General features: G+C 72.1%; 21 protein-coding genes and 2 pseudogenes. 7 read left to right on the top strand and 16 right to left on the bottom strand.

The genetic code is table 11. The annotated features are described in order from the left end of the window. Positions 1–562, top strand: a 562-nt coding sequence (locus JWQ91_RS02590; RefSeq protein WP_297780425.1) for a hemolysin III family protein, incomplete at its 5' end; no start/stop codon positions are given. Between the two features lie 7 nt (positions 563–569). Here the strand turns inward: JWQ91_RS02590 and JWQ91_RS02585 are convergent. Next, positions 570–953, bottom strand: coding sequence for a VOC family protein (locus JWQ91_RS02585; protein WP_297780423.1), 384 nt, complete (start codon positions 951–953; stop codon positions 570–572). Between the two features lie 136 nt (positions 954–1,089). Between JWQ91_RS02585 and JWQ91_RS02580 the strand changes: the two genes are divergently transcribed. Beyond that, positions 1,090–1,251, top strand: a complete 162-nt coding sequence (locus JWQ91_RS02580; RefSeq protein WP_297780420.1) for a GPGG-motif small membrane protein — start codon at positions 1,090–1,092, stop codon at positions 1,249–1,251. Positions 1,252–1,339: 88 nt separating this feature from the next. Here the strand turns inward: JWQ91_RS02580 and JWQ91_RS02575 are convergent, their stop codons facing one another. Both JWQ91_RS02575 and JWQ91_RS02570 read right to left on the bottom strand, forming a co-directional pair. Then, the gene (locus tag JWQ91_RS02575) at positions 1,340–1,768 is read right to left on the bottom strand and encodes a pyridoxamine 5'-phosphate oxidase family protein (protein WP_297780417.1); all 429 of its coding nucleotides are present in this window, start codon (positions 1,766–1,768) and stop codon (positions 1,340–1,342) included. Continuing rightward, positions 1,765–2,277 (bottom strand): flavodoxin domain-containing protein, encoded by a 513-nt coding sequence (locus JWQ91_RS02570; RefSeq protein WP_297780416.1) that lies wholly within the window; start codon positions 2,275–2,277, stop codon positions 1,765–1,767. The genes JWQ91_RS02575 and JWQ91_RS02570 overlap by 4 nt, the downstream gene beginning before the upstream one ends. Before the next feature lie 180 nt (positions 2,278–2,457). Between JWQ91_RS02570 and JWQ91_RS02565 the strand changes: the two genes are divergently transcribed. Further along, positions 2,458–3,294, top strand: coding sequence for a universal stress protein (locus tag JWQ91_RS02565; RefSeq protein WP_297780413.1), 837 nt, complete (start codon positions 2,458–2,460; stop codon positions 3,292–3,294). Positions 3,295–3,307: 13 nt separating this feature from the next. Here the strand turns inward: JWQ91_RS02565 and bioD are convergent, their stop codons facing one another. The 3 genes from bioD to JWQ91_RS02550 are packed head-to-tail and all read right to left on the bottom strand — an operon-like array spanning position 3,308 to position 6,362. Then, positions 3,308–3,979 carry a dethiobiotin synthase gene (bioD, locus tag JWQ91_RS02560; protein WP_297780410.1) on the bottom strand — a complete coding sequence of 224 codons (672 nt, stop codon included), beginning with the start codon at positions 3,977–3,979 and terminating at the stop codon, positions 3,308–3,310. Further along, positions 3,976–5,091, bottom strand: a complete 1,116-nt coding sequence (locus JWQ91_RS02555) for an 8-amino-7-oxononanoate synthase (RefSeq protein ID WP_297780407.1) — start codon at positions 5,089–5,091, stop codon at positions 3,976–3,978. The genes bioD and JWQ91_RS02555 overlap by 4 nt, the downstream gene beginning before the upstream one ends. Next, entirely contained in the window at positions 5,088–6,362 is a 1,275-nt protein-coding gene (locus JWQ91_RS02550; protein WP_297780404.1) for an adenosylmethionine--8-amino-7-oxononanoate transaminase, read from the bottom strand. Before JWQ91_RS02550 ends, JWQ91_RS02555 begins: the two co-directional genes overlap by 4 nt. A gap of 73 nt (positions 6,363–6,435) precedes the next feature. On the opposite strand from JWQ91_RS02550, the gene bioB reads away from it, so the two are divergent. Further along, positions 6,436–7,431, top strand: coding sequence for a biotin synthase BioB (bioB, locus tag JWQ91_RS02545; protein WP_297780401.1), 996 nt, complete (start codon positions 6,436–6,438; stop codon positions 7,429–7,431). 188 nt (positions 7,432–7,619) lie between these two features. Here the strand turns inward: bioB and pcaC are convergent, their stop codons facing one another. The 5 genes and pseudogenes from pcaC to JWQ91_RS02525 form a co-directional block, all read right to left on the bottom strand. Next, on the bottom strand, positions 7,620–7,964 hold the full coding sequence (gene pcaC / locus JWQ91_RS16460; protein WP_366521343.1) for a 4-carboxymuconolactone decarboxylase: 345 nt from the start codon (positions 7,962–7,964) through the stop codon (positions 7,620–7,622). Between the two features lie 87 nt (positions 7,965–8,051). Further along, a pseudogene (locus JWQ91_RS16455) lies at positions 8,052–8,744 on the bottom strand (alpha/beta fold hydrolase); the annotation flags it as partial. A gap of 56 nt (positions 8,745–8,800) precedes the next feature. Further along, a complete protein-coding gene (locus JWQ91_RS02535) occupies positions 8,801–10,045 on the bottom strand; it encodes a lyase family protein (protein WP_297780397.1) in 1,245 nt (414 codons plus the stop codon). A 56-nt stretch (positions 10,046–10,101) separates the two neighbouring features. After that, a complete protein-coding gene (locus JWQ91_RS02530; RefSeq protein ID WP_297780395.1) occupies positions 10,102–11,271 on the bottom strand; it encodes an HNH endonuclease signature motif containing protein in 1,170 nt (389 codons plus the stop codon). A gap of 86 nt (positions 11,272–11,357) precedes the next feature. Next, positions 11,358–12,698 (bottom strand): hypothetical protein, encoded by a 1,341-nt coding sequence (locus tag JWQ91_RS02525; RefSeq protein ID WP_297780391.1) that lies wholly within the window; start codon positions 12,696–12,698, stop codon positions 11,358–11,360. A gap of 202 nt (positions 12,699–12,900) precedes the next feature. Here JWQ91_RS02525 and JWQ91_RS02520 point away from each other — a divergent pair, with 202 nt between their 5' ends. The 3 genes from JWQ91_RS02520 (at position 12,901) to JWQ91_RS02510 (ending at position 15,144) form a co-directional block, all read left to right on the top strand. After that, a complete protein-coding gene (locus tag JWQ91_RS02520; protein ID WP_297780388.1) occupies positions 12,901–13,485 on the top strand; it encodes a GNAT family N-acetyltransferase in 585 nt (194 codons plus the stop codon). Between the two features lie 14 nt (positions 13,486–13,499). Next, positions 13,500–14,132 carry a GyrI-like domain-containing protein gene (locus JWQ91_RS02515; protein ID WP_297780385.1) on the top strand — a complete coding sequence of 211 codons (633 nt, stop codon included), beginning with the start codon at positions 13,500–13,502 and terminating at the stop codon, positions 14,130–14,132. Between the two features lie 103 nt (positions 14,133–14,235). Next, positions 14,236–15,144, top strand: a complete 909-nt coding sequence (locus JWQ91_RS02510) for a universal stress protein (RefSeq protein ID WP_297780381.1) — start codon at positions 14,236–14,238, stop codon at positions 15,142–15,144. Here JWQ91_RS02510 and JWQ91_RS02505 read toward each other — a convergent pair. From JWQ91_RS02505 to JWQ91_RS02485, 5 genes and pseudogenes are all read right to left on the bottom strand, one after another. Further along, entirely contained in the window at positions 15,139–16,164 is a 1,026-nt protein-coding gene (locus JWQ91_RS02505; RefSeq protein ID WP_297780378.1) for a hypothetical protein, read from the bottom strand. The two genes, JWQ91_RS02510 and JWQ91_RS02505, sit on opposite strands and share 6 nt — an antisense overlap. Beyond that, a complete protein-coding gene (locus JWQ91_RS02500) occupies positions 16,161–18,539 on the bottom strand; it encodes a phosphoketolase (RefSeq protein WP_297780375.1) in 2,379 nt (792 codons plus the stop codon). Before JWQ91_RS02500 ends, JWQ91_RS02505 begins: the two co-directional genes overlap by 4 nt. Positions 18,540–18,555: 16 nt before the next feature. After that, positions 18,556–21,105 carry an FtsX-like permease family protein gene (locus JWQ91_RS02495; protein WP_297780372.1) on the bottom strand — a complete coding sequence of 850 codons (2,550 nt, stop codon included), beginning with the start codon at positions 21,103–21,105 and terminating at the stop codon, positions 18,556–18,558. Further along, positions 21,083–21,847: an ABC transporter ATP-binding protein gene (locus JWQ91_RS02490; RefSeq protein WP_297780369.1), complete on the bottom strand. Its 765-nt coding sequence runs from the start codon at positions 21,845–21,847 to the stop codon at positions 21,083–21,085. The genes JWQ91_RS02495 and JWQ91_RS02490 overlap by 23 nt, the downstream gene beginning before the upstream one ends. A 79-nt stretch (positions 21,848–21,926) precedes the next feature. Further along, positions 21,927–22,127, bottom strand: a pseudogene (locus JWQ91_RS02485) (hypothetical protein); the annotation flags it as partial.

Below are 22,127 nucleotides of genomic sequence, written 5' to 3'. Positions count from 1 at the left end.
ACTGGTGATCGCCGAGAGCTCGCGCGTACGGATCGGGGTCTCGGTCTTCATGGTCAGCGCGCTGCTGCTCTTCACCACGAGCGCGGCCTATCACACCGGGACCTGGAAGCCTCGCCACAGGCAGATGCTCAAGCGGCTCGACCACGCCAACCTCTTCGTGCTGATCGCCGGGTCGAGCACCCCCTTCGCGATGCTGCTCCTGCCAGCCGAGCACGCCGCCGTGATGCTCTGCATGATGTGGGGGGGAGCGGCACTCGGGGTCGCGTTCAAGATCTTCTGGATCGATGCGCCGCGCTGGCTGTACGTCCCGCTGTACGTGCTGCTGGGCTGGGCACCCATCGTCTTCGCGGGTGACTTCCTCGCAGCCGGCGAGACCACGGTGCTGCTCCTGATCGCCACCGGTGGCATCCTCTACTCGATCGGGGCGGTCGTCTACGGCCTCAGGTGGCCCAACCCGTCCCCGGCGTACTTCGGCTTCCACGAGGTGTTCCACAGCTTCACGATCGCGGCGATCGCCGTGCACTACGTCGGCGTGAGCCTGCTCGCGTACGGCCAACGCTGACCCGTCGTCAGCCGGCGGGTGGCTCCCACAGCTCGATCGCGTTGTCCTCGGGATCGTGGACGCGGGCGAAGCGCCCGGTCTCGGGGGAGTCCCACTCGGGCCTGACCGTCACGGCGATCCCGGCGGCGGAGAGCCGCTCGAGCAGGCCGTCCAGGTCGCTGACGCGCAGGTTGAGCATGACCTGCTTGTCGGCCGCCCAGTAGTCCGTCCCGGCCGCGAAGGGCGCGAAGACCAGCGGTCCGCCCTGGACCGTCCACGACCACTCGTCGGCCGGGCCGGCGTCGGGCGCGGAGCAGCCGGGGCCGACCCCGAGGTGCTCGCGGTACCACGCGGTCAGCGCCTCAGGATCCTGGGCGCGGAAGAAGATCCCGCCTACGCCGAGCACCGGCATGACTGCTCCTTCGTCGAGGCCATGTCGTCAGTATGCCGTCCCTGTGGCGGTGGGTTGGTTTGACCGCCGAGGCCTCGGGGTACACCCATACCCGCCAACGACGATGGGTCGCCGGCATGTGCGAAAGGGAACCATCATGGGATTTCTACTCTGGATCATCGCGGTTGCTCTCGTGATCTACGGGATCATCACGTTGTTCAACGGCAGCGTGCTCCTCGGCGTGCTCCTGATCATCGTCGGCCTCGCCGTCGGCCCCGGCGGTTGGAGCATCTTCAACCGACGCGGGACGCGCGCCTAGACCGAGCGGAACGCATGTAGCCCGACCCGATGGCCCCTGACCGGCAGCGATGCCGGTCAGGGGCCATCGTCGTATCGACGGGCGCGGCTCACTTCCGGGCGACGCGGCGCCCTGCGATGGCTGTCGGGGTGACCCGGATGACCAGTGGGCGTACACCCCCCGCCCACGGGGTCAGCTGGTGGCGGGAGAGCACCTTGTTGATCGTCGCGCGGTCCTCGACCTGGCGGGCCGCCCCACGGACTGTGACGTTCCAGCCGGTGCCGAACACGTCGTGATGGTCGATGCCGAACGCGACATCCTCGTGCCCCCGGGCCAGGCCCGACAGGAAGCCGTCCGGGAGCGTGCGGAAGAAGATCTCCCCGTCGATCAGGGCGAAGTTGACCGGCACGAGCTGCTGGCCCTCGTGGTCGACGAACGCGATCCGGCCGACCGTGGTCGACTCCAGGAGCGCGCGGCACTCGTCGTCGGAGAGCGCGGCGATGGATCCTCGGGGACGGTCGGACGACGGCGGGCTCATGGTGTCTGGACGATCGTGCCCAGCGCGCGACCCCAGGCCGTGGCGCGGTCGACCTCCCCGTCGACGAGCGGTCCCGCCGTGTCGACGACGTAGAAGCTCTTCGGCGAGGCTGCGGCCGGCACCCCGTGCCGTCGCCCGGCCTTGGCGGCGCTCTTCGCGGCCGAGCCCGGCCAGCGTCGCGCGCGGGCCATCTTGGTGTCGAACGTGACGAAGGACGCTGCATGGTGTCCGGAAGGGACACGGCGGATCCACTCCCGCAGACCGACGTCCACCGTGCCCGACATGCCGCCCTGGGCGAAGGCCTCCGCCCGGGTCCGGGGACGACTCATCGAGAACGCGTGGGTGGGGCCACCGGCGACGATCAGGTCGACCCGGTCGACGGCGTCCGGTGGCGCGTCGGCGACCTCACGGACGTCGACGGGCATCGTCTCGCGGAGCCCGCCGGCGATCGCCCGGGCCACCTCCGCGGTGTTGCCGAACATCGACTCGTAGATCACGAGCGCCCTCATTGGTCGCCTCCCTCGCGCGCTGACCCGATCAGTCGACCATCCCGCGAGCCTTCCGGTCACGGGACAAGGTCAGCGGGGGCGGGGTCCTTGGTCCATCTCGCAGTGGTCCGCGGGCCATGTCGGACGGCGGGCGGAAGGCGCAGCGTCGAGGTACCCGCCCGTACCGAGGAGCTGAGCACCATGTCCAGACCTGTCGTCGTCGGCGTCGCCGAGAAGCAGCCGAACGTCCTCACCTTCGCCGTCCAGGAGGCCCGCACCACGCAGAGCCCGCTCCGCGTCGTCCACGCGACCGGGATCCACCCACCGACGGCCGGCTCGTTCGCCGGCGGACTCGTCGTGGAGGAGCTCCGGCAGGCCGGCCGGCCCGTCCTCGACGACGCGGAGCACCTGATCCACGACGAGGCGCCGGGACTCGACGCCAATTTCGTCCTCACCAGCGAGACGCCCGTCCGTGCCCTCGAGCACACGTCGTCCGGCGCACGGCTGCTGGTCCTCGGCTCGGACGAGGTCCCCTGGTTCGACGGGCTCGCACACCGTCGGATCTCCGGGCACATGGCACTGCACGCCGAGTGCCCGGTGGTCGTCGTGCCGAGCGACTCACCGACCCGCACCACCGGCGACCTGGTCCTGACCCTGGACGGTGACACGGCGGCGGAGGGGCCGATCCGGTACGCCTTCGAGCAGGCCGAGGTCCGGGACGCGGTCCTGCACGTCCTCCACGTCACCCCCGCCGACGCGCCCACCCACGAGGCCGATCAGATCAAGACGAACATCAGCGAGGTCCTGGCCGGCTGGCGGGCCGAGTTCCCCGACGTGAGGGTCGTCAAGGGCTTCGTGACAGGGGACCCGACGAACGCCATCGTTCAGGCCACCCAGAACGCGGCGGCGCTCGTGATCGTCGGGCGGCCGCACGAGCACGACCTGCCCTTCCCGGAGACGCGCCCGCTGGCCACGGAGGTCCTGCGCCGGGCCAACTGCCCGGTGGCGATCGTGCCGCCGACGTACGCCGGTGGGTGAGGGGCCGGGGTCCTCAGGGCGTGAACCAGCCGGGCGCGAGGGCGCGGAACCGGTTTGCCGCCAGTGCCCCCGAGCCCTCCGGGACGAGTCCCAGCAGGGGTGCGCCGGTCAAGCGAGGTATGTCCGCGCGGTTCGACCGCTCGGCCAGTCCGGGGTCGGCCGAGCAGGAGCCCAGGACGACGTGCGCCGCCAGTCCGACCTGTGCCAACGCGGCCATCGTGAGAGCGACGTGGTTCAACGTGCCGAGGCCCTCGCGGGCCACCAGGACGACCTCGGCATCGAGCTCCAGGGCCAGGTCGCGGATCGTCCCGCCGTCGAGGTCGAGCCGCACCAGCAACCCGCCGGCACCCTCGATGACGATGATGTCCGCGTCGATCGCACGGATCGCGCGGGCATGATCGCTGATCGTGGGCAGCGGTGCGCCGACGGCCCGGGCGGCGGACTCGGGGGCCAGCGGGAGGTCGAGGCGGGCCAGCTCGTGGACGTGGGTCAGCCCCGTGAGGGCGACGACGGCCGCGATGTCACCCGGCTCGTCCGGGCCCGCCCCGGTCTGCGCGGGCTTGACGACCGCGACACGGCGACCGGCTGCCTCCAGCCCGACGGCGAGCGCCGCCGTGACGACGGTCTTGCCGACGGACGTGTCGGTGCCGGTCACCACGACGTACCGGCTGGTCGGCAGGCTCACGGCACCACCGAGGCGAGGACGTGGGTGGCCCGGGCGAGCGCAGCGTCGTCGACCGCCGCTGACGCGGTGAGACGGAGTCGGCTGATCCCGTCCGGGACGGACGGTGGCCGGAACGCCCCCACCCGGACCCCGGCCTCCACGCAGGCCGCCTGGGCGGCGAGCGTCTCCCGGGGCCCGGCCATCGGCACCGACATGACGGCGCCCGCCGGCGCGCTGATCCCGGCCGCCGCGGCGAGCGTGCGGGCGACATGGTGGACGCGATCGACCAGCGCGGGCTCCTCGGCGACGATGCGCAGCGCCGCCAGCGCCGCCGCCGTCGACGACGGTGCCAGACCGGTGTCGAAGATGAACGGTCGTGCCCGGTTGACCAGGTGCTGCACCACCGCGGCGCTCCCGAGGACGGCGCCGCCCTGGCTGCCGAGGGCCTTGGAGAGGGTCATGGTGACGACGACGTCGGGGCGGCCCGCGAGACCCAGGCCATGGACCAGCCCGCGGCCGTGGTCGGCCACGCCGATGCCGTGCGCCTCGTCGACCAGCAGGGTCGCGTCGTGGCGGCGGCAGACGTCCGCGAGGTCGAGCAGGGGACTGGCATCGCCCAGCACGGAGTAGATCGACTCGGCCAGGACCATGGCCCGTGGCTGGATGCGACGGGCCAGGGCCCGCTCGACGGCGGCCACGTCGCCGTGCTCGACGACCGTCACCTCGGCGCGGGACAGGCGGCACGCGTCGACGAGCGAGGCATGGATGTGGCCGTCGGAGACGAGCAACGTGCCGCTGTCGGTCAGCGCGGTCACGGCGCTGAGATTGGCGTGATAGCCGGTCGAGCACACCAGCGCGTCGGGCTGACCGGTGAACGCGGCGAGCGCGAGCTCGAGCTCCCGGTGCAGGGTGAGCGTGCCGGTGACCAGCCGCGATGCCCCGGCACCCGCGCCCCAGGCGAGCGCGGCCTCGGCGGCGGCCGCCGTCACCCGTGGGTCGCGCATCAGCCCGAGGTAGTCGTTGCCGGCGAGGTCGAGCAGGTCCGTCGCCGACTCGCGCGGGACCAGGACACGGGTCAGGCCGGCCGCGTCGCGCTCCGCGGCCTGGTCGGCGAGCCAGTCGTGCAGCGTCATGCCATCCCTCCGGCCGCGGCGACCAGCGCCGTGCAGATCGTCGCGATGTCCTCGTCCCGGCAGACGTACGGCGGCATCGTGTAGATCAGGTCACGGAACGGCCGTACCCACACGCCGTGCTCGAGCGCGATCTTCGCGGCCAGGCCCACGTCGACGCCGCGGTCCACCTGGATGACGCCGACCGCGCCCAGCGTGCGTACGTCGACGACGTGGTCGAGCCGGGTCGCCGGTGCGAGCCCGGTGGCGAGGCCGGCGCCGATCCGGGCGATGTCCGACCGCCAGTCCGACGCCGCCAGGATGTCCAGGCTTGCCATCGCGACGGCGCACGCCAGCGGGTTGGCCATGAACGTCGGGCCGTGCATCAGCACCCCGGACTCCGACTCGGCGATACCCGCCGCCACGTGCGGCCGGCACAGCACCGCACCGAGGGTCAGGTAGCCGCCCGTCAGGGCCTTGCCGACGCACAGGATGTCGGGCGCGATGCAGGCGTGGTCCATGGCGAACATCTCGCCGGTTCGACCGAAGCCCGTCGCGATCTCGTCGGCGATCAGCAGCAGGCCGAGCTCGTCCGCCCGTCGCCGCAGCCAGGCCAGCGCCGCCGGCGGATAGACGTGCATGCCGCCGGCGCCCTGGAGCACGGGCTCGACGATGATCGCGGCGAGCTCGCCGGACGCGGCCACGAGGGCGGCGTCCGCCTCGGCGGACCACGCGGTGATGTCGGCGTCGAGGCCCGCGGGCGGCCGCGGCAGGAACACCTGCGACGGCAGCACGTCGGCGAACATCGTGTGCATCCCGTTGACCGGGTCGCACACGCTCATCGCGCCGAACGTGTCGCCGTGATAGCCCCCGCGCAGGGTCGCGAACCGCGTCCGTCCCGGGTGTCCGCGTCCGCGCTGGTGCTGGATCGCCATCTTGAGGGCGACCTCGACCGACACCGACCCGGAGTCGGCGAAGAACACGTGTTCCAGCCCAGCGGGGGAGAGCTCGACCAGTCGTCGTGCCAGCTCGATCGCGGGCTCGTGGGTCAGCCCGCCGAACATGACGTGGGACATCGCCCCGGCCTGCGTGTGCAGCGCCGCGTCGAGGACGGGGTGCCCGTAGCCGTGGATCGCGGCCCACCACGACGACATCGCGTCGATCGGCCGGCGGCCGTCGTCGAGCTCGAGCCGGACCCCGCGGGCCGACCGCACGAGCAGGGGCTCGGCGGTCGGGGGCATCGGGGCGTACGGATGCCACACGTGCTCGCGGTCGTACGACAGAAGCTGGCTCATGGCGGACCACGGTATCCTGAACACTGTTCGGGTTGGTCACCGACCTGAACAGTGTTCAGGTTATGGTGCTGTCATGACTGATGCGCTGACGACCGCCCGTGACCATGTCCTCGCCCGCGGGGAGGGCCTGACCGAGGACCTTCTCGTCGAGGTGCTCCACCTCCCGGACGAGCGGGTGCCCGAGCTGTTGGCGCTGGCCCACGAGGTGCGCATGACGTGGTGCGGGCCGGAGGTCGAGGTCGAGGGGATCGTCTCGCTCAAGACCGGCGGCTGCCCCGAGGACTGCCACTTCTGCAGCCAGTCGGGACAGTTCCAGTCGCCGGTCCGCTCGGTGTGGCTCAACATCCCCGAGCTCGTCGAGGCCGCCCGGGAGACCGCGAAGACCGGCGCCAGTGAGTTCTGCATCGTGGCCGCGGTCCGCGGCCCGGACCAACGCCTGATGGACCAGGTACGCGCCGGGATCGAGGCGATCCACGCCGAGGTCGACATCAACATCGCCTGCTCGCTCGGCATGCTGACCCAGGCGCAGGTCGACGAGTTCGTCGAGATGGGCGTGCACCGTTACAACCACAACCTCGAGGCCGCGAAGTCGTACTTCCCGCACGTCGTCACGACCCACTCCTACGAGGAGCGCTGGGACACCTGCCTCATGGTGCGGGAGGCCGGGATGGAGCTGTGCTGCGGCGGGCTCGTCGGCATGGGGGAGAGCATCGAGCAGCGCGCCGAGCTCGCCGCCCAGCTGGCCGTGCTCCGTCCGCACGAGGTGCCGCTCAACTTCCTCAACCCGCGGCCCGGCACGCCGTTCGGCGACCAGCAGCCGATGAGCTCGCAGGACGCCCTGCGGACCATCGCGGCGTTCCGGCTCGCGATGCCGCACACGATCCTGCGGTACGCCGGAGGGCGCGAGCTGACCCTCGGCGACCTCGGTACGCGCGAGGGCCTGCTGGGCGGGGTCAACGCGGTCATCGTCGGCAACTACCTGACGACGCTCGGCAGGGACCCGCACGAGGACATCGAGCTCCTCGCCGAGCTCAACATGCCGATCAAGGAGCTTCAGAAGACACTGTGAACGCGTTCTGTGGGCACTGCGGGGGGCCGATCGCGGCGGGCGACCACGCCCGGTGCGAGGAGCGGCTCCGCCTCGAGCCGCCACGGTTCTGCGCCCGGTGCCGGCGCCGGATGGTCGTCCAGGTCGTGCCGACCGGATGGTCCGCCCGGTGCGTCGAGCACGGCGTGATCTCCTGACCAAGCACAGGTCTAGAGCTCGTCCAGGACGCCCTGGGCGATGCGGTAGGCGGTGCTGGCGTCCGGCACGCCGCAGTAGATCGCGGTCTGCAGCAGCAGCTCCTTGATCTCGTCGTTGGTCAGCCCGTTGGTGCGGGCGGCGCGGACGTGCATCGCAAGCTCCTCGTGGTGCCCGCGGGCGACCAGCGCGGTCAGCGTGATGAGGGACCGGCTGCGACGGTCGAGACCTGGCCGGGTCCAGACGGACCCCCAGGCGTACTGCGTGATGAAGTCCTGGAAGTCCGCGGTCAGGTCGGTGATCGCGGCGGTCGCCCGGTCGACGTGCGCGTCGCCCAGCACCTCACGACGGACGGCCATCCCGGCGGCACGCACCTCGGCGACCGTCGTGGGGGAGGGCGCGATGTCCTCGCCGGCGGCGTGGGCGCGGATCAGCCGGGCGACCTCGGCGGGGTTCTCGGCGGGCGGCAGGTGCGCGACGTCGTCGAGCACGACGAGCCGCCCGTGACGGACACCGTCGGCGATCGCGGCGAGATCGGCCGGCGGCGTCGGGCCGTCGTGCGCCCCGGCGACGGCGAGCACGGGGGTGCGGACCTGGTCGAGCCGGTCACGCACGTCGAAGGTCGCGAGGGCCTCGCACGCCAGTGCGTAGCCCTCGTCGTCCGCGTCCTGCAGCGAGTGCAGCAGCGCCGTGGCGGTCTCCGGCTCACGCGCGAGGAAGCCGTCGGCGAACCAGCGCGCGGCCGATCCCTCGACCATCGACGGGGTCCCGGAGGCGCGGACGGTCTCGGCCCGCTCGAGCCAGCCGGCCGGCTCACCGATCCTGGCGGCGGTCGACACCAGCACGGCGGCGTCGACCCGTTCGGGGGAGTCCAGCAGGAGCTGCAGCCCCACCGCCCCGCCGACGGAGTCGCCGGCGTACGTGAAGGTGCTGCCCTGCGACCCGCGCTCGGCCAGCATGTCGTCGACCATCTCGACGACGCCGGCGGCCAGCTCGGCGATCGAGAACGGCGTCGCCCGCGCGATGTTGGAGCCGTGCCCCGGCAGGTCCCACGCCAGCACCTCGAACCGGTCGGTCAGGTGGGTCGCGCAGCGTGACCACAGGGCCCGCGCCGAGGTGCCGAGCGAGGGCCCGAGCACGAGCAGCGGCAGGGCCGGGGAACCGCCGAGACGTACGGCGGTGATCTGCGGGACGGTCACTCGTTCTCCTCCAGGAAGGTGCGCGCGCGCTCGACCGCACCGGCGACGAGATCGCCCGTGATGCCGAGGTACGTCGTGGGGTCCGGGTCGTGCTTCGCGTCGAGCAGCTCCTCGACGCCGCGGCGCTCGGCCAGCGCGTCCTCGGCCGACTCGTCGAGCGTGACGCCCATGCGCTCGGAGTTGACGTGCAGCCCCTGCAGCAGCTCGGTCGTCTGGGATCCGGCGACGGCGCTGCGACGGCCCAGCGTGCGCAGCGTCGCCCACTCGGTGTGCCACGCGCCGTCCGGCCGCTGGTCGCCCGTCGTCGCGGAGGCGAGGTGCATCGTCGCGCCGAGGGCGGGCGCCGCCAGCGCGGCCCGCCGGATCAGCACGGACAGGACGGGGTTCTGCTTGTGCGGCATCGTCGAGGATCCGCCGCGGCCGGGACCGGCCGGCTCGCCGAGCTCGCCGATCTCGGTGCGGGACAGCGTCGCGACGTCGGTGGCGACGTGGCCCCACGCGTCGGTGCACGTCACGAGGGCGTCCGCGGCTCGGGTGAGGGGGACGCGAGCAGTGTGCCAGGGCCGGTGCACGCGGAGCCCGAGCGTGTCGGCGGCGATCATCGCGACCTCGTCGGCGACCGCCGGCGGGTCGGCGAGCTCGCGCAGGCGGGCCAGCTCGGTCGTCGCCGCGAGGGTGCCGACGGCGCCGCCCAGCTGGGCCGGGAGCAGCGTCCGGGCGTCGATGACGAGCTCGGCCGCGTCGACGATCCCGTCGAGCCAGGAGGCTGCGACGACACCGAACGTCGTCGGCACGGCGTGCTGCGTCAGCGTACGTCCGACCATCGGCGTGGCGACGTGGCGCTCGGCCAGGATCGCGAGCGCGATGACCTGGGAACGCAGCTCGTCCAGCACGCGGTCGAGCACGTCGGCCAGGGTCAGGATCAGGGCCGTGTCGAGCACGTCCTGGCTCGTCAGCCCGCGGTGGAGCCACTGCGCGGGATCGGCGCCGACCCGTGACCGCAGCAGCTGCACCAGCGGGATGACGGGGTTGCCGCCGGCCTCCGCGGCACGGGCGAGCTGGTCGAGGTCGTCGGCGGTCACGATCCCGGCGAGGTCCCCGTCGGCGGACTCGGGCGCGAGACCCGTGTCGACGAGTCCCTCGAGCCAAGCGGTCTCGACGCGCACCATCGCCTCGAGCAGGGCGGTGTCGGACATCAGGGTGCCGGCGCGCTCGTCGCCGGGCCAGAAGAGATCGGTCATGAGTGCAGTCTGCCGCTCACCGCTCGAATCTCAATGCCCGGGATGAGCTGGGCTGATCAGGCCGCGTACTCCATGGGCACGGGGTCTTGGTAGATCTCGATCACGAGGGCTGGGGGTGGGGCTGGTGGTGGGCCGATGGACCAGCGGAGGATGCCGTGTCCTTTGAACCCGTGGTGCCTTCGGCACAGGGGTCCGAGGTTGTCGGCACTGGTGGGGCCTGCGGGGTGGGGTATGCGGTGGTCGATGTCGCAGCGTTCGGCGGGGACCATGCATCCGGGGGCTTGGCAGAGGCCGTCGCGGAAGCGGAGGGCGGCGGCGAGGGTGTCGGGGCAGAACCGGCCGACGTACTCGTGGGAGAGGACGTCGCCGGTGACGGGGTGGACGATCATCCGGTGCCAGAAGCTGTTGCCGTGCAACGCCATCTGGGTGATCCAGTGGGCCGGGACGGCCCAGCGCCCGTCGGTGGACTCGGCGAAGCCGTCCCGGGCGCCGGCCAGGACGTCGGCGTCGACCCGGACGGCGACCTGCGCGTCGGGAGCCGCGGTGGTGGCGCCGGAGTCGGTGCACCAGGCGACCAGGAGGTCGGCCTCGCGTTGCGCGACGGTGCGGGTGTCGTCGGGGTCGATGTCGTGGCGGGCGGCGTGCCGCAGCCGGGCCTCGATCGCGGCGGCCTCGTGCGAGGGCAGGTAGGCGTTGAGCCACGCCATCGCGTCGTCGGTGTGGGACACGCTGACGTGGCGTTCGGCGCGGGCGGCGTCGGCTCGTTCGGCGGCGAGGTCGGCCTCGACGCGTTGCACGAAGCGGCGCAACCAGCCGCGCAGCTCGGCGGCGGTGTGGTCCTCGGCGTAGCCGACGACCAGCCGGTCGAGCCGCTCGACGGACTCGGCCCGGTGCAGCTGGTCGATGGTGTGGGCGATGTCGCGGACCCGGGCCAGGTCGATCCGGCCGTCACCGAACGCGGCCCACGCCAGCGGTGCCCGCTCCCGCACGGTCGCAGCCGCCGACAGCCGCAGCTGGACCTGTCCCTCGCTGAGCCCGGTGGCCTCGCCGATCGCCATCGGGACCGCGGCCCGCTCGATCTGGCGACGCATCGGCGGCTCGACGCTCGCGGTCCGGGCGATCTCGGAGTCACGGAACCACAGCATGGTCTCGGTCTCCCGCGCCTCGGCCCGCGCCCGCTCCCGCGTCGCGCAGCTCAACGCGTCGGTGGGTGTCGAGGTGTCCATGTGTCCAACCTAGACGCCACCACCGACACTTGCTTTTGACTGCAACACCAAGGCAAATGTGCGTTCACCGAAGCGTCTTGGTGAGCTCAGCTCGCGAGCTCGGGGCCGTCCTGCGAGGAGAGGTCGGTGGAGACGAGCTCGGCAGCGACGTCCTCGCCTCGATCGGCCTCGCGGAGCCGTGGGGGAGCTGCTGTCCATGGCTTGATGTGCTGCACGACCTCTCCGTAGAAGGTGTCGAGCGTGTCGAGGACCGAGTCGATGAACGCTCCTCGGCCCCGTCCGCGCTTCGACCCTGCCGGAACCGAGAGCGCGATCCGAAACGAGCGTATGTCCCGAGTCGGGTCCGGGGCGAGGAGCTTCGGATTCTCACGCACGTCGGCCAGGAGCTCGGCGGCCCCAGCCCCTCGAGTCCGTGCCGCGAATGACTCCACCCGGACGTCCGGCCGGGCATCCTTCAGCTGTCGCAGGATCCAGTTGACCCGGGTGGTCTGCTTGCCCTCCTGCGGCGCGCCGACGTCGACATAACAGGTGACCCGATTGGCCCGGAGGTCCGCGACGACGTTGATGGGCGCAACAGCATGCGGGATGCGGATGGCACCGGCGAGCTCACCAGTGGTCACCAGCGAGGACAGCAGTGAACTGGCGCGTGATGCTGGATTTGCCACCTCCTGCCGGGTGAGGATCGGCGTCACGTCTGTCCCGAGTCGCTGCCCGAGCCGAAGACTGGCGTAGCGCAGGAGCGCATCGAACCGCGAGACGATCTCGGGGGCGGTCTTGTCGTTCGCCCTCAGGGTGCCAGCAGACACGGCCTCGCGGACGGCGACCCAGTTGGGTCCCATGTCATCGAGGTCCAGCGCACCGGATCGTTCATGCTCGAGGTACCGAATGAGCTCCCCGAGGATCCAAGCCTGCTCCGGATCGGAGACACCACGGTGCTCCTTCTGCACGATGGCGGTCGCGAGCACGTACGACCAGGACCAGTGATGGATCGCAACCTTGCGAAGTTTTCGCTTGTCGACTGCCGTCGGGTGCTGGCCCGGCACAGGTGGGATCTCGTTGCTGATCGTGATGAGCGCATCGAACCCGTTCGCTCGAGCGACGTCGAGGTAGTTCTCCAGCTGCGGTGTCTCGAGATTGTTCTTGCCTGTCTTCACCTCGACCAGAGCCGTCCACTCCCGCGTGCCCCGCTTCACACGGATGAGGCCGTCCGGGTAGACCCGCTGCTCGTCCAGGTCGAACGGGACCTCGATGTAGGTGGCCACCTTCCCGGCGGATGCACCAACAGCGCTCAGGAGAGCCCGGCTGTAGTCCGGCACGATGCTCAGCACGGCCAGGAGGGCTGAGGTGGCGCGTCGCTCCTGCTCCGGGGCGCCGCTGATCCCAGATGTCGGTATCAGTCTGGCCTGGTGCCACGTCTCTTCGCTCATGCGGACCTCGGATCTAGTGGTGACTGCCCGTCACCTTAAGACCTTCGGAGTCCACACATACGGGGATCGTGGACAAACGTCTGGCCCAGCGGGCGGGGGGTCCCGGGACCGACGTCCTCGGCACGGTTGACCCTCGACCATGGCCAGGGGCCCGCGGCCGGCGACATCCTGACGGGGTGAGCACCTCCCACGACGAGCCGGCATGACCGAGCCCAACGCGCCCTCGGCGACCCGGGTCGTGCTGGCCGACGGCAGCGAGGCGATGGTTCGTCACGTCGCGGCGGCGGACCGGCCGGCCGTGGAGCGGTTGTTCGCGACCGCCCGGCCGACCGACCTCTACACGCGCTTCTTCAGCGTCGGCACCGCCGTGGTCGATCTGCACGTGGAGCACCTGTTCTCCTCGGGCGCCACGGCCACGAGCTATGTCGTCGAGCGCGCCGGGTCGCTGCTCGGCATCGCCGACGTCGAGCCGGTGGGTGAGCACAGCGCCGAAGTCGCATTCCTCGTCGCCGACGGCGCGCACGGCCTGGGGATCGCGACCCTCCTGCTGGAGCGGGCCGCGCAGGACGCATGGGACCGGGGCATCACGACGTTCGTCGCCGACGTGCTGGCGGTCAACCACCCCATGATCGAGGTCTTCCGCGACGCCGGCTTCGAGGTCGGGCTGCACATCGAGCGCGACGGCGTCTCGGTGCGGATGAGCACGTGTCGTACGCCCGAGGTGCAGGCGGCCACGGCGGCACGCCACGCCTCGGCCGTCGCGCACCAGGGGTCCAAGGGCTCCTGAGAGGACATCGGACCATGGGACACACCAAGCTGGACCTGAGAGGAGAGCTCGGGCGGCTGTACGCCGCGACGTCCTCTCCCGAGATGGTGTTCGTGCCGGAGATGCAGTTCATCGCGTTCGACGGGCTCGGGGACTCGAGCACGTCGCCACGGTTCGAGGCCGCGACCAACGCCCTGTTCCACGTCGCGTACGCCGCGCGGTCGCTGGTCAGGGCGGGCCCCACCGGCCTGGACTACGCCGTGATGCCCCTGGAGGGCCTGTGGTCGGGCCCGGGGGGTGAGTCGCTCGATGCCGTCGACCGGGACTCCTGGGAGTGGACCCTCATGATCATGCAGCCGCCCCAGGCGACCGGGCGGGTCTTCCAGGCGGCGCTGGAGACCGCCGCTGAGCAGAGCCGCGGCGAGGCGGTCACGGTCGACGTCACGTTGCGCACGCTGGGCGAGGGCCGGGCCGCGCAGGTGCTGCACCGCGGACCCTACTCCGGTGAGGGACCCAGCGTCCGCACCCTGCACGACTTCATCGCCGCGCACGACGCGCGGCCGTGGAGCCGGCACCACGAGATCTATCTGACCGATCCGCGGCTGCTGCCGCCGGAGCGGTGGCAGACGATCTTGCGCCAGCCCGTCCATGGGCGCGACGGGACGTGACGGCAAGGACTTCGGTCCTCGAGGTGGGAACCATCGTCCCTACGCATGGCCCGCGCGGAGGGGAAGCGTGGAGGGCAGCGGCGCGACCGGACAGGAGCAGATCATGTCGTCATCCCGACCTCCCACGTCGAGCCCGCACGCCGGTCACGACCCCGGACACCCGTCTCCGCCCGCCGCGCCCGTCGTGGTCGGTGTCCGTGGTGACGAGCCGGAGATCCTGCGCCTCGCGGCCGAGCTCGCGCAGGCGTACGAGGTCTCGCTCCACGTCGTGCACGCGTACTGGTCGACCGCCGGCAGCGCCGACCGCTACCCGGGCCGGGACGTCCCCGACGCGCTGAAGGAAGCCGGCCTGCGGGTGCTCGCCGACGCGCGTCATCGCCTGGGCGACCGGGCGCCCGCCCACGTCGACTACTCGCTCCCGTTCGCCCCGCCGGCCTCCGCGATCGCCGCCGCCAGCAAGCAGGCGAGGATCGTCGTCCTGGGCACGGACGACGCCAGGTGGTTCGAGCGTCTGGCCGGGCGTACCGTCGCCCGGCACACGGCGCTGCACGCCAAGTGCCCCGTGGCCGTCGTGCCGGAGGGCACCCGGGAGGGCCCGGGCGAGGTCGTGGCCGCGATCGACCTCGGCAACGTGTCGGATGCCGCCTTGAAGTTCGCCGTCGACATCAGCAGCCGTCTCGGCGCCGTCCTCCGGATCCTGTCGGTCGTGCTGGCGGGCCTGACCGACCCGGGACGTGAGCAGGAGCATGCGTGGCTGGACCGGGCCGTCCACGACTCGCGGCACCTGCACCCCACGCTGGACATCCGCACCGAGGTCATCACGGACGACGCCGGCGAGGCGCTGGCGCGGGCGGCCGAGAGCGCCCGGCTCGTCATCATCGGCCGGCCGAGCGAGCCGCGGATGGCGCCGGTGTTCGACCGACCCGTGGCCACCGGCCTGCTCAGCGCGGCACGCTGCCCCATCGTGGTCGTCCCGATCGAGACGCGGCACGACTGGCTGCACCTCTCATGACGTCGAGGGGCCGCCCGCGACCACGGTCCGGGCCTGGCTGTCCATGACCCGTTCCTCGTCGGCGGGCACCGTCTCCACCTCGACCCCGCTGCCGAGCCGGAGCCGTTCGCAGATCCGCTGACGGAGCTCGGGCTGGTTCTCACCCACCCCGCCGGTGAACACGAGATGGTGCCACGGGTCGATCGTCGTCGCGGCCGAGGCGATCGCCATGGCGGCGCTGGCCACGAACATGTCGACCGCCAGGCGGGCCTCCGCCCCGGGCGCTGCGAGCAGCTCGCGCATGTCCCGCAGGCCGCCGGACACGCCGACCAGGCCGGCGCGGTGGTTGAGCTCCTGCCGCAGGTCGGCCGGGGAGTGCCCGTGCACCTCGATCAGGTGGAGCACGATCTCGGGATCGAGGTCCCCGGAGCGGGTCGAGGAGATCATCCCGCTGGAGGGGGAGAAGGACATCGAGGTGTAGCGGGACCGCCGGTCCGGTCCCACGGCGGTGACGCTGCAGCCGCTGCCCAGGTGGGCCACGACCGCGTCGGACATCAGCGGGCGGGCGGTCAGCACCGCCTGTACCGACAGGCCGTGGAAGCCGTAGCGCCGGATGCCCTGCGCCGCCAGCGCCGCGGACACCGGCAGCCGCCGGGCCACCTCCGGCAGGCCGGCGTGGAAGTCGGTGTCGAAGCAGGCCACGTGGTCGGCCCCCGGCCAGTGGTCGCGGGCCGCCGACAGGACCGCGAGCGCGATCGGCTGATGGAGCGGCGCCAGGCTGCTGGCCTCGCGCAGGTCGGCCAGCAGGGCCTCGTCGACCCGGGTCGGCGCGTGGTGGCGCGGTCCGCCGTGGACGAAGCGGTGGACGACGACCGCGGGGTCGGGCGCCCGCCGGTCGACCTCCGCGTCGACCGAGGCCACGGCATCGGCCCACCCGGTCACCCGTTCGACGTGGACCCGCAGGACCGGCTCGGCGCCCGGTTCGTCGCGGACGGCGGCCTTGAGCGACGAGGATCCGGCGTTGAGTGCCAGGACCCTCATCCTGGCCACGTCCAGTCGAGCACCTCGGGCAGGTCCTCGAGGTGCTCGCGGACGTACGCCCCGTGCCGCTCGATCTGCGACCGGCACAGGTCGGCGAGCTGGGCGCCGCCCTCCGGGATGCGCCGGGAGCGGCGCAACGCCTCGAGGACGAGGTGGTAGCGGCTCATCCGGTTGAGCACGACCATGTCGAACGGGGTCGTCGTGGTGCCCTGCTCGGAGAACCCGCGGACGTGGAACCGGCCCGGGCCCGTGCGGCCGTGCAGCAGCTGGTGCACCGCGCGCGGATAGCCGTGGAACGCCAGCACGACCTCGGTGTCACGGGTGAACAGGGCCTCGAACGCGGCGTCGGTGAACCCGTGCGGGTGGTCGTCGTGCGGCAACAGGCCCATCAGGTCGACGACGTTGACGACGCGGACCCGCAGGTACGGGACGTGCTCGCGCAGCAGCGCCGCCGCGGCGAGGATCTCCAGGGTCGGCACGTCGCCGGCCGCCGCGAGCACGACGTCGGGATCGCCGTCACCGTCCCCGGACTCGGTCCCGGCCCAGTCCCAGACCGCCGCCCCCGCGGCGCACAACGCGTCGGCGTCGGCCATCGAGACGTACTGCAGGTGCGGCTGCTTGTCGACCACGATGAGGTTGACGTGGTTGCGGCTCTGCAGGCAGTGCCGCCCGATCGACAGCGCCGTGTTGGCATCCGGCGGGAGCCACACCCGGACGACGTCGTGCGACAGCGGGATCGCGGTGTCGATGAGGCCGGGTCCCTGGTGGGAGAAGCCGTTGTGGTCGTTGCGCCAGCACGTCGAGGTCAGGAGGACGTTGAGCGACGCGACGTCGGCGCGCCACGGCAGCGACCGGGCGTGCTGCAGCCACTTGGTGTGCTGGACCAGCATCGACGCGGACACCATCGCGAACGCCTCGTACGTCGCGAAGACCCCGTGCCGACCTGTCAGGAGATAGCCCTCCAGCCAACCCTGGCACAGGTGCTCCGAGAGCACCTCCATGAGCCGGCCGTCGGGGGACAGGTGGTCGTCGCTCGGCACGGCCTCGACCTGCAGGCAGCGGTCGGTGGCCTCGAGCACCGCGCCGAGCCGGTTGCTGGCGGTCTCGTCGGGGCAGAACAGCCGGAAGGTGCCGCCACCGTCCTCGATGCGGGTCGTCGCGGCGTAGACGTCGCGCAGCATCTCCCCGAACGGCCGGGTGTTCTCGTGCGAGTCCCGGCCGGGCTGGGTGATCGTGCGGGCGTAGCGGTCCGCCGGTGGGACGGGCAGGTCGTGGAGCAGGAGGCCGCCGTTGCCGTAGGGCGTGGCGGCCAGGCGGCGGTCGCCCGGCGGCGCCAGGTCGGCGATCTCGGCGACCAGCCGACCGGCGTCGTCGAACAGCGACTCAGGCCGATAGGAGCGCAGCCACTGCTGGAGCAGCTGGAGGTGGTCGGGGTTCTCCCGCACGCCGGACAGGGGCACCTGGTGCGACCGGAACGTGCCCTGCACCTGCACGCCGTCGACGACGTCCGGCCCGGTCCAACCCTTCGGGGTGCGCAGCACGATGGCCGGCCAGCGGATGCCGACCGCGGGCGGTCCGGGCCGCGACCGGGCGGCCGACTGGATCGCGCGGATGCGCCGGTGGGCCGACCCGATCGTGTCGGCGAGTGATGCCAGCACCGTCGCCGGGTCGTCGCCCGCCACGACGGTCGCGTCCCAGCCCTGGCCCGACAGGAACGCCCGGACGTCCTCGTCGGCGGACCGACCCAGCACCGTGGGCCCGGCGATCTTGTAGCCGTTGAGGTGCAGGATCGGCAGCACGGCGCCGTCGCGCCGGGGGTTGAGGAAGGCCGGGATCTTCCACGACGCGGCCAGCGGACCGGTCTCGGACTCCCCGTCGCCGACGACGCACGCGACCAGCAGGGCGGGGTGGTCGAACGCGGCGCCGGTGGCGTGGGCCAGGGCGTACCCGAGCTCCCCGCCCTCGTGGATGCTGCCGGGTGTCTGCACGCTGACGTGGCTCGGGATGCCGCCGGGGGAGGAGAACTGGCGCACCAGGGTCGTCAACCCGCCGACGTCCCGGGTCACGTGCGGGTAGACCTCCGAGTAGGTCCCCTCGAGGTAGGCGTTGGCGACCAGCGCAGCTCCGCCGTGGCCGGGCCCCGTGACGTACAGGCACTCCTGACCCGTGTCCCGGATGAGCCGGTTGAGGGCGACGTAGACCAGTGACAGCCCGGGACTGGTGCCCCAGTGCCCGAGCAGCCGCGGCTTGATGTCGTCGACGGTCAGTGGCTCGCGGAGCAGCGGATTCGACCGCAGGTAGATCTGCGCGACGGTCAGGTAGTTGGCCGCGTCCCACCACCGGAGGTCGAGCTCGAGGTTCGCCGTGCTGGTCATGGTCTTCCTTCCGTGCTCAGGGGTGGGCGATCGCCTGCAGGACGTTCATGCGCGCGGCCCGACGGGCCGGCAGGACCGCGGCGAGCACGCCCACGAGGGCGGCGACCACGACGAACGCGACGAGGCGTAGCCACGGGATCGCGAGCTCGGTCACGCCCTGGTCGGCCACGAGCCGCTGCAGCGCGATCCCGAACAGCAGTCCCGCGGCGATGCCGAGCAACGCGCCGAGCACCGAGATCGCGATGGCCTCCAGGCGCACCATCTGGCGCAGCTGGCGCCGCTCGAGCCCGACCGCGCGGAGCACCCCGATCTCGCGGGTCCGCTCGATGATGCTCAGCGCGAGGGTGTTGACGATCCCGAGCGCGGCGATGACGATCGCCAGCCCCAGCAGGGCGTAGATCAGGTAGAGCAGCTGGTCGACCTGACCCCGTTGGGTCGCGGCGAAGTCGTCCTGGTTCTGGACCGTCACGGTCGGGAAGTCCTTCGTGACCCGCTCCAGCTCGCGGCCCAGGCCGGCCCGGTCGACCCCGGGGGCCGCGTTGACGGCGACCGAGGTGTCGGCTCGCTGGATGTTGGCCGCGTCGAGGGTCGAGTAGGGGAAGATCGCGTCCGAGACGACGTACGTCGACTCGTAGATCCCGCTGACCGTCGCGGTGACGTCGCCGGATGGGAACGCGAGGGACACCTTCTGGCCGACGCGCGCGTCGAGGGCGTCCGCGGTGTCCTCCATCAGGGCGACCTGCCCGTCACCGGTCGCGGGGCCGCCGGCGGTGTAGGAGGTGTCGAAGATCTGCCCCAGCCGGCGCGAGTCGGTCGCGTCGGCCCGCACGAGGTCGCCGTCGATCTCGACCGACACGAGCTGGGAGGGGGCGACCACCGCGACCCCGTCGACCCGGGACACGTCCCGCGCGATGCTCGGGGAGAACGCCTGACCGATCGCGTTGGAGATCAGGTAGTCGCTCGTGAACTGCTCCTCGACCCCCACGTCGATCGAGCGGCTCACGGAGCTGGCCAGGATCGAGATCGTGCTGACCAGCGCCAGCCCGATCATCAGGGCCGAGGCGGTCGCCGCGGTGCGACCGGGGTTGCGGATCGCGTTGTCGGCCGCGAGACGTCCGGTCTGCCCGAAGACGCGGGCGTACGCCACGCGCAGCGGCGTGAGCACCGGCACCGCGATGACCGGGGCGAGCACCGTGATCGCCAGCAGGATCGCCAGGATCCCGGCGCCGACCCACGCCGACGCCCAGCGGACGTCCGTCGTCAGGCCGATCACGATCAGCACGCCGCCGAGCGCGGCGACCGTCGCGCCGGCGATCCCGCGGCGGCGCAACGACCCCTTGGGCAGCGACACGTCGGCCCGCATCGCCTCGACCGGGGCGACCCGGGCCGCGCGGCGGGCCGGGAGGTAGGCCGCGAGCATCGTGACCGAGACCCCCACGACGTACGACAGCAGGATCGTGCGCGGGGCGAACACCAGCGAGGTCTCGGTCAGGTCGAGGCCGAAGCTCGCGAAGACCGCCCGCAGGGCAGCGGCGAGCCCGAACCCCAGCACGAGTCCGGCGGTCGAGCCGATCAGGCCCACGACGAACGCCTCCGCGAGCACCGACCGGGACACCTGCCCCCGGCTGGCGCCCAGCGCGCGCAGGACCGCGAGCTCCCGGCTGCGCTGCGCCACCAGGATCGAGAACGTGTTGATGATCAGCAGGCTCCCGACCACGAGCGCGATCGCGGCGAAGACCAGCAGGAACGTGTTGAGGTAGCCCAGGACCGTGTCGACGACGCTCTCGATCTCGTCGGCCTGCGCCTGCCCCGTGATCGCCTCGGCGTCGGCGGGCAGCAGCGGGCGCACGGCCTTGACGACGTCCTGCTGGCTCACGCCGTCGCGGGTCGTGAGCTCGATGCTCGTGTAGGTGTCCTTGCCGTGGTGGAAGAGCTGCTGCACGGTCCGGGTGTCGAAGTAGACCAGTGTCGCGCCAGCCAGCCCGCCACCTGCGAAGTCGAGGATGCCCACGAGCCGGGCGGTCAGCCGGGGCTGGTCACCCGCGGTGATCATGCGGACCGTGTCGCCGACCTCGTAGCCCGCGTGGTCCGCGGACCGCTCGTCCAGCGCGACCTCGCCGGTCCTGGTGGGGGCGCGACCCTGCGTGATCCTCGCGATGGGGTCGCCGTGCGAGTTGGGGGCGTCGCTGTAGTTGAACGCCATGGTCGGCGCGCCCGTGCCGCCCAGCAGCTTGCCGTTCTTCTTGATCACGAACAGGCCCTGGCCGAAGACCGTCCCGTCGGCGCGGGCGACGCCCGGAGCGGACGCGAGCTCCGGCACGAGCGAGGCCGGCAGGGTGCGCCGGTCGATCGAGATGACCTGGTTGACGTCGGTCGGCCCGGCCCCCTCCAGGCGGACGCTGGCGTCGGCGATCGAGCCCGCGACGATGTCGTCGAAGCTGCGGGCCATGGTGTCGGTGAAGACCAGCGACCCGGCGAGGAACGCAGTCCCCAGTGCGATCGCGACGGCGCTGAGGACCAGGCGGAGCTTGCGGGCGAGGACGCTACGCAGAGTGAAGCGGAGCACGATCTGCCTCGGTGCGGGTCGGGGGACTCAGCGTCCCCATCCGGGCCAGGACCGTGTCGGCGGTGGGGTGCCGCAGCTCGCTGACGACCCGGCCGTCGGCCAGGAAGACGACCCGGTCGGTGTACGACGCCGCCACGGGATCGTGCGTGACCATGACGACGGTCTGGCCGAACTCGCGGACGCTGCGGCGCAGGAAGTCGAGGATCTCGCGGCTGGCCGTCGAGTCGAGGTTGCCGGTCGGCTCGTCGGCGAAGACGATCGTCGGCCGGCTCATGAGCGCCCGCGCGCACGCGACCCGTTGCTGCTGCCCACCCGACATCTGGTGCGGGTGATGGCCCAGCCGGTCCCGCAGCCCGACGGCGTCGATGACGGTCCGGAACCACTCCGGATCGGGCTTGCGGCCGGCGATCGCGAGCGGCAGCAGGACGTTCTCCTCGGCGGTCAGGGTCGGCACGAGGTTGTACGCCTGGAAGACGAAGCCGACCCGGTCACGGCGCAGCAGGGTCAGCGCCTTGTCCTTGAGGTCGGCCAGATCGGTGTCGCCGATGAACACCGAGCCGGAGGTCGGCGTGTCGAGGGCGGCCATGCAGTGCACCAGCGTCGACTTCCCGGATCCTGACGGGCCCATGACGGCGGTGAACTCGCCGCCCGGGATCTGGACCGTCACGCCGTCGAGGGCACGCACCTCGGCGTCGCCCTCGCCGTACACCTTGGTGAGGTCGACCGTCCGCGCAGCGAGCATGCCTCCACCGTCGGGGCGAGCCATGGTCGACGTCAGGTCCGACGGTCCCCGGTCGGCGGGACCTTGGGCCGTTCCCGGCTCAGCGGTCGATCATCTGCTGCATCGCCTCGGGATAGCGCTCGCCCTGCACCTGCACGCTGCGGGAGGCGTCGTCGAGCTCGGCCAGGACCGGCAGGATCTGGTCCTCCGGCTCGCGCCAGAACAGGGAGTACTCGCTCTGCAGCGCCGTGACGGGCTGCACCGCGTGGGCGCGACGGATGTTGTCGACGCCGGCCTCGGA

This window comes from Aeromicrobium sp. (genome assembly GCF_025965075.1).
In the GTDB taxonomy this organism is placed as follows: Bacteria; Actinomycetota; Actinomycetes; order Propionibacteriales; family Nocardioidaceae; genus Aeromicrobium.
The sequence above is the reverse complement of the archived record's forward strand: the minus strand, read 5'-3'. Positions and strand labels throughout refer to the sequence as shown.